General features: G+C 43.0%; 10 protein-coding genes and 1 rRNA gene. 3 read left to right on the top strand and 8 right to left on the bottom strand.

The features are described from left to right. Positions 1-53 precede the first annotated feature (53 nt). Positions 54-169 (top strand): 5S ribosomal RNA (rrf, locus tag Xets_RS05520). 78 nt (positions 170-247) lie between these two features. On the opposite strand, the gene actP is transcribed toward rrf, so the two are convergent. From actP to acs, 3 genes are all read right to left on the bottom strand, one after another. Beyond that, on the bottom strand, positions 248-1,897 hold the full coding sequence (actP, locus tag Xets_RS05515) for a cation/acetate symporter ActP (RefSeq protein WP_099131868.1): 1,650 nt from the start codon (positions 1,895-1,897) through the stop codon (positions 248-250). Further along, positions 1,894-2,205, bottom strand: coding sequence for a DUF485 domain-containing protein (locus Xets_RS05510; protein WP_099117453.1), 312 nt, complete (start codon positions 2,203-2,205; stop codon positions 1,894-1,896). Before Xets_RS05510 ends, actP begins: the two co-directional genes overlap by 4 nt. A 168-nt stretch (positions 2,206-2,373) precedes the next feature. Continuing rightward, positions 2,374-4,329: an acetate--CoA ligase gene (gene acs, locus Xets_RS05505; RefSeq protein ID WP_187651294.1), complete on the bottom strand. Its 1,956-nt coding sequence runs from the start codon at positions 4,327-4,329 to the stop codon at positions 2,374-2,376. A 380-nt stretch (positions 4,330-4,709) separates the two neighbouring features. Here acs and sodA point away from each other — a divergent pair, with 380 nt between their 5' ends. Together sodA and yiiM are read left to right on the top strand one after the other, a co-directional pair. Continuing rightward, positions 4,710-5,336 carry a superoxide dismutase [Mn] gene (gene sodA, locus Xets_RS05500; RefSeq protein WP_099131866.1) on the top strand — a complete coding sequence of 209 codons (627 nt, stop codon included), beginning with the start codon at positions 4,710-4,712 and terminating at the stop codon, positions 5,334-5,336. Between the two features lie 130 nt (positions 5,337-5,466). Next, positions 5,467-6,138 carry a 6-hydroxyaminopurine reductase gene (yiiM, locus tag Xets_RS05495; RefSeq protein WP_099131865.1) on the top strand — a complete coding sequence of 224 codons (672 nt, stop codon included), beginning with the start codon at positions 5,467-5,469 and terminating at the stop codon, positions 6,136-6,138. 60 nt (positions 6,139-6,198) lie between these two features. On the opposite strand, the gene trpS is transcribed toward yiiM, so the two are convergent. The 5 genes from trpS to Xets_RS05470 all read right to left on the bottom strand — a co-directional run bounded on the left by trpS (position 6,199) and on the right by Xets_RS05470 (position 10,542). Further along, positions 6,199-7,233 carry a tryptophan--tRNA ligase gene (gene trpS, locus Xets_RS05490; protein ID WP_187651293.1) on the bottom strand — a complete coding sequence of 345 codons (1,035 nt, stop codon included), beginning with the start codon at positions 7,231-7,233 and terminating at the stop codon, positions 6,199-6,201. A 4-nt stretch (positions 7,234-7,237) separates the two neighbouring features. Beyond that, positions 7,238-7,960 carry a phosphoglycolate phosphatase gene (locus tag Xets_RS05485; protein ID WP_099131863.1) on the bottom strand — a complete coding sequence of 241 codons (723 nt, stop codon included), beginning with the start codon at positions 7,958-7,960 and terminating at the stop codon, positions 7,238-7,240. Next, positions 7,960-8,634, bottom strand: a complete 675-nt coding sequence (gene rpe / locus Xets_RS05480; RefSeq protein WP_187651292.1) for a ribulose-phosphate 3-epimerase — start codon at positions 8,632-8,634, stop codon at positions 7,960-7,962. The genes Xets_RS05485 and rpe overlap by 1 nt, the downstream gene beginning before the upstream one ends. A gap of 59 nt (positions 8,635-8,693) precedes the next feature. After that, positions 8,694-9,512, bottom strand: coding sequence for an adenine-specific DNA-methyltransferase (gene dam, locus Xets_RS05475; protein WP_099131861.1), 819 nt, complete (start codon positions 9,510-9,512; stop codon positions 8,694-8,696). A gap of 85 nt (positions 9,513-9,597) precedes the next feature. Then, entirely contained in the window at positions 9,598-10,542 is a 945-nt protein-coding gene (locus Xets_RS05470; RefSeq protein WP_099131860.1) for an SPOR domain-containing protein, read from the bottom strand. Between the last annotated feature and the right edge of the window lie 32 nt (positions 10,543-10,574).

Here is a 10,574-nt window from a genome sequence, read left to right as displayed (position 1 = left end):
GAGAGAGAAGTTTCAGAGAAAGCAGGCTTGTTCGGGATTGAAAACAGAATTTGTCTGGCGGCAACAGCGCGGTGGTCCCACCTGATCCCATGCCGAACTCAGCAGTGAAACGCCGTAGCGCCGATGGTAGTGTGGGGTCTCCCCATGTGAGAGTAGGACACTGCCAGACATTCAATCAGTCAGAGAAGCCATCCTTAATCGGATGGCTTTTTTGCGTTTGAGAAAAATCGAAATAATTAACCAAAAGCTAATGTGCTTTCCCTTGTTCGATACCAATACCTGTTTGCGAACGAATAAACTGACTGCGAAACATTTCCTTTTCCTGCATTCCTTGTGCGGAAGTATCGGTAATTGAAGATAACCAAGTTCCGATAAATGCTATAAACATGGAAAACAGAGCTGGATATTCATAAGGATAAATGGGTTTCTCATGACCAAGAATACTAACCCAGATCGTAGGGCCTAGGATCATTAATACAACTGCTGTCAGTAATCCCAACCATCCACCAACTAATGCTCCACGTGTAGTCAGCTTGCTCCAGTACATTGACAATAAAATGATAGGGAAATTACAACTTGCAGCAATGGAGAAAGCCAAACCAACCATAAAAGCAATGTTTTGTTTTTCGAACAAAATACCCAAGCCAATAGCAACTAACCCCAGAATAACGACAGTAATTTTTGAAACTTTTAGCTCATCTCGTTCATTAGCTTGTCCCCGTTTAATCACATTGGCATAGAGGTCATGAGATACTGCGGAAGCGCCTGCCAATGTTAGCCCTGCTACTACAGCTAAAATAGTGGCAAAAGCAACAGCAGAGATAAAACCAAGGAAAAAATCACCGCCAACGGCATTTGCCAGATGGACAGCTGCCATATTTGTACCACCAATTAATGCGCCAGTTGCATCTTTGAATGAAGGATTGGCGCTGACTAGTAGAATTGCACCAAATCCGATAATAAACGTCAGGATATAAAAATAGCCAATAAAGCCGGTTGCATAGAAAACACTTTTACGGGCTTCTTTAGCATCACTGACGGTAAAAAACCGCATGACAATATGGGGTAATCCCGCAGTACCGAACATTAATGCCAATCCTAGAGAGAGGGCAGAGATAGGATCAGATACCAATCCTCCAGGGCTCATAATGGCAGGCCCAAGAGAATGTACCGCAATGGCCTCTTTAAATAGGGTATGAAAATTGAAATTAACCGTTTTCATGACCATCAGGGCCATGAATGTTGCTCCTGCCAGCAACAAAACTGCTTTAATAATCTGGACCCATGTTGTCGCCAGCATTCCGCCAAATAATACATAAAGCACCATCAAAATGCCGACCAAAACAACAGCGACGTAATAATTCAATCCGAATAGTAACTCGATCAGTTTTCCAGCTCCGACCATCTGAGCTATTAGATATAACGCAACAACAACTAACGAACCCATTGCGGATAAGGTACGGATAGGTCGCTGCTTCAGCCGATAAGAAGCGACATCAGCAAAGGTGTAACGCCCCAAATTTCTTAATCTTTCGGCGATGAGGAATAGAATAATTGGCCAGCCAACGAGAAAGCCAATGGAATAGATCAACCCATCATAGCCAGAGGTATAAACTAACGCTGAAATTCCCAGAAATGAGGCGGCTGACATATAGTCACCTGCTATTGCCATACCATTCTGGAATCCAGTAATACGTCCGCCAGCGGTATAGTAATCTGAGCGTGAAATAGTCCGCTTTGAAGCCCAGTAAGTAATGCCAAGCGTTAACCCGACGAATAACAGAAACATGATAATTGCCTGAATATTCAGAGGTTGTTTCTCTACATTACCTGAAATGGCATTTGCTTGGGCTAGGATAGGAAAGAGGGAAGAAAGTAGTAATACGATTTTTTTCATTTTCTTACCTCGTTGAGAATAGTTGACGTCAGACGATCAAATTCACCATTCGCCCTGACTACATAAACTCCGGTTAGTATAAAAGAGATGAAGATGATCCCAACTCCTACAGGGATCCCCCGCGTCATACTGGTATTTTCATGAAGTTGTGTTCCAAGCCATTCAGGAGCAAAAGCAATAAGGAAAATAAAACCAACATAAAGCACTAACATAATGATGGATAACAGCCAGGCAAAACGCCCTCGCTTCTTAACTAACTCCTTAAAGCGGGGATTATTTTCAATCTCTTGATAAATGTCGTCACTCATTGGAGTATCTCCTTGCTGATTTTAAACGTTACACCTTAAGCCACCTCATGAGATACCAGATATTGGATAGCCATACCCAAGGAATTCCTGATGATTAGCCACGTCCCTGTACGGCTCCGTACTTTTGGTGATGCGTTATTCAAGCCGCCTTGCGGCGGCGCATATGTTTTACGACATGTTGATGGATTGTTTTTCTTCCAGCAGTTTTTCAACAACTCCCGGATCGGCCAGCGTGGAGGTATCTCCTAAGTTGCTGGTATCACCAGAAGCAATCTTGCGCAAAATACGCCGCATAATCTTTCCGGAACGCGTTTTGGGCAGAGAGTCTGTCCAATGAAGGATATCGGGTGTTGCAATTGGGCCGATTTCTTTACGAACCCAATCCCTGACCTCGGTATACAGTTCAGGGGAAGGCTCTTCACCATGAACTAGTGTGACGTAGGCGTAAATTGCTTGTCCTTTTATATGATGAGGGATGCCAACAACGGCAGCTTCAGCAATTTTAGGGTATGCAACCAGAGCTGATTCAATTTCTGCGGTTCCCAAACGATGGCCTGAAATATTCAGAACATCATCAACCCGGCCGGTGATCCAGTAATAGCCATCTTCGTCACGCCGAGCACCATCACCACTGAAATACATTCCCTTGAAAGTGGAAAAATAGGTTTGTTCAAAACGCTCATGATCACCATATAAAGTTCGTGCCTGTGCTGGCCAAGAATCCGTGATAACAAGATTGCCTTCACTCATACCCTCTAAAATTTCTCCAGAATTATCAACCAACGCTGGATTAACACCAAAAAATGGCAGAGTGGCAGAGCCTGCCTTGAGATCGGTCGCTCCCGGTAGCGGTGTGATCATGAATCCGCCAGTTTCGGTTTGCCACCATGTATCTACAATAGGGCATTTACTGTTGCCTATTTTTTTGTAGTACCATTCCCATGCTTCTGGGTTAATAGGTTCACCCACAGAGCCCATAATACGTAATGACGTACGTTTAGTACCTTCTATGGCTTTATCACCTTCGGCCATTAATGCCCTAATGGCGGTTGGCGCAGTATAAAGAATATTAACTTTATGCTTATCAACTACCTGACAGAGACGGTTAACTTCGGGATAGTTGGGGACACCTTCAAACATTAAAGTCGTGGCACCACAAGACAGAGGCCCATATAACAGGTAGCTATGTCCTGTTACCCAGCCTATGTCGGCTGTACACCAGTAAATTTCTCCAGGGCGATAATCAAACGTGTATTTAAACGTTAAAGATGCGTAGACTAAATAACCGCCAGTCGTATGCAGGACGCCTTTAGGTTTACCTGTAGAGCCTGAGGTATAAAGAATGAATAATGGATCTTCGGCACCTATCTCTTCGGCGGGACACTCAGCACTAACACTCTCGGTCAGTTCATGCCACCATAAATCACGACCGTTATTCCAGTTTTTAATATTTCCGGTACGTCTGAAAACAACCACATTAGTCACACCAGTAACGTCAGAATGGTTCAGTGCCTCATCAACATTTTTTTTCAATGGGATTGTGCGGCCAGCTCGCAAGCCCTCATCTGCGGTAACCACGAGCTTAACGTTGGAATCGATAACTCGACCAGCGATGGCGTCAGGAGAGAAACCACCAAAAATTACGGAATGGATCGCGCCGATACGGGCACAGGCTAACATTGCAACGGCGGCTTCTGGCACCATTGGCATATAGATAGCAACAACATCGCCTTTTTTGATCCCCAATTTTTTCAATACATTAGCAAATTGGCAGACATCATGATGTAATTCTCGATACGTAACATGGCGGGATTCTGCGGGATTATCTCCTTCCCATATAATGGCTGTTTGATCACCACGCTCTTGCAAATGGCGATCAAGACAGTTGGCACTTAGGTTCAGGGTGCCATCTTCAAACCAGCGGATGCTGATATGCCCGGGATCGAAAGAGGTATTTTTGACCTTGGTGTAGGGCCGAATCCAGTCAACTACTTTACCTTTTTCACCCCAGAAGCCCTCTGGGTCTTGCAATGACCTTTGATAGTCATGTAGGTACTGTTGCTTGCTTATCAGGGCCGTATCTGCAATATCAGCAGGAATAAGATGCTTGATTATTTGAGTCATATTTTTATCTCCTTGCAATTGTTAATACTATGTCAAAACAAGGTTAACTAAACTGTGAGAAGAATTTTTGTTTCTTTTTTGCGCGGAAGATCACGCAATAAAGAGAATGAATTTTATGGAATGATCATTTAATGCTGTAGGTTTAAGCAAGACTAAGTAATGAGTTTATTATTTTAATTGGATTTATATTCTGTTATTTAAGTTTATTATTGATATTTTTATCTATGAGGAGGCATGAAACGTGAATGTATAAAGGAAACCATAGAGATAACATGGAATTGATAATCATTTTCATTATTGTTCAATTCACTATAATAATCATGTTGTTCACAAGGTGTGAGCTTTATATATTCTAAATTCTAAACAACTGGAGATATGATATGAGCCATTCATTGCCTTCTCTACCTTACTCTTATGATGCGCTAGAGCCTCATTTCGATAAACAAACGATGGAAATTCACCATACTAAACACCATCAGACGTATGTCACTAACACGAATACTGCTCTGGAAGCCTTTCCAGAATTAAGCAAACTTGATATCGATGATCTCATTCAGCAGCTTGATAAAATTCCAGCCGATAAACGCACTTTTATTCGCAACAATGCGGGTGGTCACTCAAACCATAGCCTGTTTTGGAAAGGCTTAAAATTAGGCACAGTATTGGATGGTGCTTTGAAAATCGCGATTGAGCGTGATTTTGGCAGTATTGACAGCTTCAAGGAAAAATTTGAACAAGCAGCAGCAACTCGCTTTGGCTCTGGCTGGGCATGGTTGGTACTGAAAGAAGATGGCAAACTTGCTGTTGTTTCAACAGCCAATCAGGATAGCCCGTTAATGGGTGAAGAAATAGCGGGAGCTTCTGGTTACCCGATTGTGGGTCTGGATGTATGGGAGCATGCCTATTACCTGAAATATCAGAACCGCCGTCCTGATTACATCAAAGCATTTTGGCATGTAGTAAACTGGGATGAAGCGGCAAAACGTTACGAAGAAAAAACTAAATAATCCATCCTATTATTTTTTCATAAGAATGCAGGTCATGGCTGTGATCTGCATTCTTATTGTCTGCAATCTTGGTTATTATGCCTGGATAATACGTGTTCATCTTCACTAGCTCACTGAGAGGGAATAAAGAATGTATTATCCACAAATATATAGAGGCAAAATATCATCGTCAGAAACACTGGGGTTCAGTGCGATCAATAAACTGGTGGTGAATGGTCGTTTACAGCTAACCTCTCTTGGGCTAGAAGGCGATGAACAAGCGGAAACTCGTTTTCATGGTGGAGCTGATCGTGCGCTTTGCCATTATCCGACAGAGCATTACCTATTTTGGAAAAGACAATTTCCTGAATTGATGGAATTATTTGTCTCTCCCTTGTTTGGTGAGAATATATCCACTGAAGGAATGACGGAAGATGATGTCTATATTGGTGATATTTTCCAATGGGATGAAGCTCTGATTCAAGTAACTCAACCACGTTCTCCTTGTTATAAACTCAACTTTATTACAAACATCAGTGAGTTTGCTGCGATGATGCAAAATAATGGGCGTTGTGGTTGGTTATATCGTGTTATCTCTCCTGGATTGGTGAGTGCCGGTGAACCGATAAAACTGTTAAGTCGTAATAGCGATGTTTCTGTTAAGGAAGCAATTTCCATTGCTTTTCATAACCCATTTGATGAAGAGCTGTATCGTCGTTTAATGGGGGCTGCTGGATTGTCTGCCAGTTGGAATCTGACGATGCAAAAACGCATATTGCATGGAAGAATTGAGGATTTTAATCGTCGTTTATTCGGTAAGTAACGGAATCTATATGCCAAAGGGGGAAATGGATACCCTTTGGCATTCACATAAGGTTGGCTGTTACGGATGAGCGATCAAACCTACCGCTTCATAGACTTTATCCAAGGTTACCTGGGCACGAGCCTGAGCCTTGGCCGCACCTTCTGCCATGATTTGGTTAAGTAAGGCTTTATCGTTACGGAAATGATGGAAACGTTCTTGTAAGCCTGTCAGCATTTCGCTTACGGCATCTGCGACAGCTCCTTTCAAATGACCATACATTTTACCTTCAAACTCGGCTTCTAATTCAGGAATAGTTTTACCTGTTACACCAGCGAGAATATCCAGTAAGTTGGAAACGCCTGGTTTATTTTCCTGATCGTAACGTACGCAAGGTGGTTCATCAGAATCGGTAACTGCACGTTTAATTTTCTTAGCGACGGATTTAGGGTCTTCCAACAGGGCAATGACGTTATTGCGGTTATCATCCGACTTCGACATTTTCTTGCTCGGATCTTGCAATGACATGACACGTGCGCCACCTGTTGGAATGAATGGCTCTGGAACAGTGAAAATATCGCCGTATAAAGCGTTAAACCGTAGCGCTAAATCACGGGTTAATTCAAGGTGCTGCTTCTGGTCGATGCCTACAGGGATCTGATTGGCCTGATAAAGCAAAATATCAGCAGCCATGAGAACCGGATAATCAAACAAGCCAGCATTGATATTTTCTGCATGACGGGCTGATTTATCCTTGAACTGGGTCATGCGGCTAAGTTCACCGAAATAAGTGTAGCAATTCAGCACCCAGCTTAACTGGGAATGTTGTGGAACATGTGACTGAACGAAGATGGTACTTTTCTTTGGATCAATACCACAGGCAAGGTAAAGTGCCAGCGTATCCAGCGTGCGTTTTTTCAGTTCATTGGGATCTTGACGCACGGTAATGGCATGTTGGTTAACGATGCAATAGATGCAATCGTATTCATCTTGCATTTTAACCCACTGACGTAACGCTCCCATATAGTTACCGATGGTTAATTCACCGGAGGGTTGTGCGCCGCTGAATACAATAGGTTTTTGGGAGTTTGGTTTCATTGCAGTGGGTTCATTCATTTTATTAAGCTTCCTGTATTTTCAAACTGGATAATGGGTTCAAAGTGGATAGTCCAATAGTTGGGAGTAAATCCGAAAAATGGTCCAATACATAATTTGGGTGGCTTGATACTATCGACTCTCCGTAGTTATAGCCATAGGTTAAGCCAATACACGGGCAACCAGCGGCTTGTGCCGCCAAAATATCATTACGGGAATCGCCAACAAAAAGCAATTCTTCTTTATGCAAACCAAACATACCCATTGTTAGATAGAGTGGTGCGGGATGAGGCTTTTTCTCTTTAACATCGTCACCGCCTAGCACCAATGAAAAGTATTCACTGATACCTAATGATTCCAGCAATGGAGCAATAAAAGGGGTGGGTTTATTCGTAACAATCGCCATCGGCAAATGGTGTTTTGCCAGTTCTGCCAACGTCTCTTTTACCTGGGGAAATAGTTGGCTGCCTGTGGCTACGCTAGTTTCATAAAATTTATCAAACAGTTTGCGTGTTTCGCTATGCAATTCGGCAGACGGTTCTGCTCCAGCCCACTTTAATGCGCGTTCAACCATGACATCAGCACCATTGCCTATCCAGACGGCGACGTGTTCTTTGCCCGCAACAGGTAAGCCTTTGGCCATCAGAGCCTGATCCAAGGCATCAGCCAGACCGCCAGCACTGTCCACCAGTGTGCCATCCAAATCAAATGCAATGGCACGAATTCCTTTTATGACGTCATTTTTCATTATGCTACCTTCGATAATTCGCGGCGCATCTCATCAATAACCGCTTTATAATCTGGCTGGCTGAAAATAGCAGAGCCGGCAACGAACATATCTGCGCCAGCTTGAGCCGCCTCAGCAATATTATTGGGTTTGATACCGCCATCAACTTCGAGACGGATATCATATCCGCTGTCATCAATGATTTTACGTACCTGACGCAGTTTTTTCAGTGTTTCTGGAATGAAAGACTGACCACCGAAACCTGGATTAACAGACATCAACAGAATCACATCCAACTTATCTAATACATAATCAAGATAGTTAAGCGGGGTTGCTGGATTGAAGACCAAGCCCGCTTTACAGCCATGTTCCTTGATAAGTTGCAGTGTGCGATCGACATGCTCACTCGCTTCAGGATGGAAAGTGATATAAGTTGCACCAGTCTTGGCAAAATCAGGAATAATGCGATCAACAGGTTTTACCATCAGGTGAACATCAATTGGCGCAGTAATGCCATAGTCGCGCAGTGCCTGGCAGACCATTGGACCAATCGTCAAATTTGGCACGTAATGGTTATCCATGACATCAAAGTGCACAACATCAGCGCCTGCTGCCAAAACCTGAGCGGTATCTTCACCTAATCGGGCAAAATCTGCGGATAGAATGGATGGGGCAATCAGAAAGTCTTTCTTCATTGTTATCTTCTCCAATTCATTGTTTTATCCCCCATTATTTCAGGGGCTGGAAACCTCAATCACTCCTGGCAGTATAACGCCAAAAGTTCATCAACTTTACTGCGGGCAAGAATATTTCTGCTTATTGTCCGGCGGGCTTTAACAATGTAAAGGGAAGCCTGATGATACCATTCCCGTGTCATCGGTGTGTCATGGTTAGATATGAGTACCGGAATGCCTTTTTGAGACGAGATATGATAGGCGATATTCGCCAGATTTTCCTGATCGAGAAGGTTAAAACTATTTGTATGATAGGCGGTAAAATTAGCCGTAGCCGAAAGTGGGGCATACGGGGGATCACAATAAATCACCGAACCCTTTGAGGCATTGTTTAATGCTATTTCGTAATGTTGGCAGATGAACGTTGCTTTCTGGGATTTTTCTGCAAACCAGTAAAGCTCATTTTCAGGAAAATAAGGCTTTTTATAGCGGCCAAAAGGCACGTTAAATTCACCTCGTGAATTATAGCGACAAAGCCCGTTATAGCAGTGGCGGTTCAGGTAAAGAAACAGCATACTGCGGCGAAAGGGATCTTTGCTTTTGTTGAACTCTTCTCTCAGGCGATAGAAGTTTTCGGCAGTGTTGAACTCCGATGAAAATAATGGACGGACATGATTAATAAATTCATCCGCACGAGATTTTACGGCATTATACAGGTTGATCAGATCGCTATTGATATCTGACAAAATGTAAGAATCATAATCGGTATTGAGGAATACCGAGCCTGCGCCAACAAATGGCTCAATCAAGCAATCTCCCTCTGGCAGATGACGTTTAATATCATCTACCAAGGGGTATTTTCCACCGGCCCATTTTAAGAAAGCGCGTTTTTTTTTCATGCCGTCAAATTAGTTATTCAATAATTTCAGAGCCGCAGATTGTACTCTGTTTAGGACAGCATATCAGCGCCTAATCAAAATAGTTTTATTTTTTCAGATCTTGCTGAACTTGTTGTAGTTTTCTGACCCAAGGCTTTTTGGCCTGAACTTCAGCAGGCAGTGAGGAAATAGCCCTTTTAGCATCAGAAACAGAACTGTAATCACCGTGGATCAAGATAAACCATGTCTTGCCATCGCGTTTAGTTTCATAAACCTTGTAATTGATAAGGTTATTTTTTTTCGCGAAGGCGCTTAAGGTATCAGAACGGCCGGCACTACTCAATTGTAGTGTGAATCGATTTGCTGGTGCTTTCAGCAGATCACCACCAGCATCGGCGACGCTCTTTTTATTGGCTTGATATTGACTAGCTGCTTTGGCGTGATTGTCTTCTCTGGCCTTATTCTCTCTTTTGGGTGGCGTAACCTTCTCTGGTTTGCTTGGCTCAACAGGTGGTGTTACCGTTGGTTTAGTGGGTTTGGCTTGCGGTTGTGTCAGATTGTTTTGTATAGAATTATTAATGGTGCTTTGTTGTTGATTCAAAGCATCAGAAATATCACCGGGTAACTCTATACGCTGGTTGTAGCCACCAGTTCCGGTTTTGGGAGGAAGATCTTTGCTTGGTGTACTATTAATTGGTGGCGGACTGATTTCACGTGCGCCATGAATTGCTGGTTCTGACGGATTTTCTTGCTCGCTGCCGGGGGAATTGGTAGAAAGTGAAGAAGAACCAGAAAGGTTAATACTCTTTTCCGCTGCATTTTGCTGTGATTGCTGTTTTTCATGCTCAGTGGGTGATTTCAATGCAGAGCTGATGGCAATAATCAGAAGCAAAAGTACCAGAATGCCAACACCGATCATTATTTGTTGGCGGGATATTGCGAGCTTAGGTTGATTGAATTGTCTTCTGGAGCGCTGAGGATTGCGATCAGAAGTATCAGGCTTTAATTCACTTTCTGTTTTTTGTTTGTTTTCTGATTTTAATTCGTCCACATGCCCTCCTAACAGAGATAATTCTGCCAATT

The sequence above is a fragment of the Xenorhabdus sp. TS4 genome (genome assembly GCF_014467265.1).
Taxonomy (GTDB): Bacteria; Pseudomonadota; Gammaproteobacteria; order Enterobacterales; family Enterobacteriaceae; genus Xenorhabdus; species Xenorhabdus ehlersii.
This window is presented reverse-complemented; position numbering and strand designations above follow the sequence as displayed.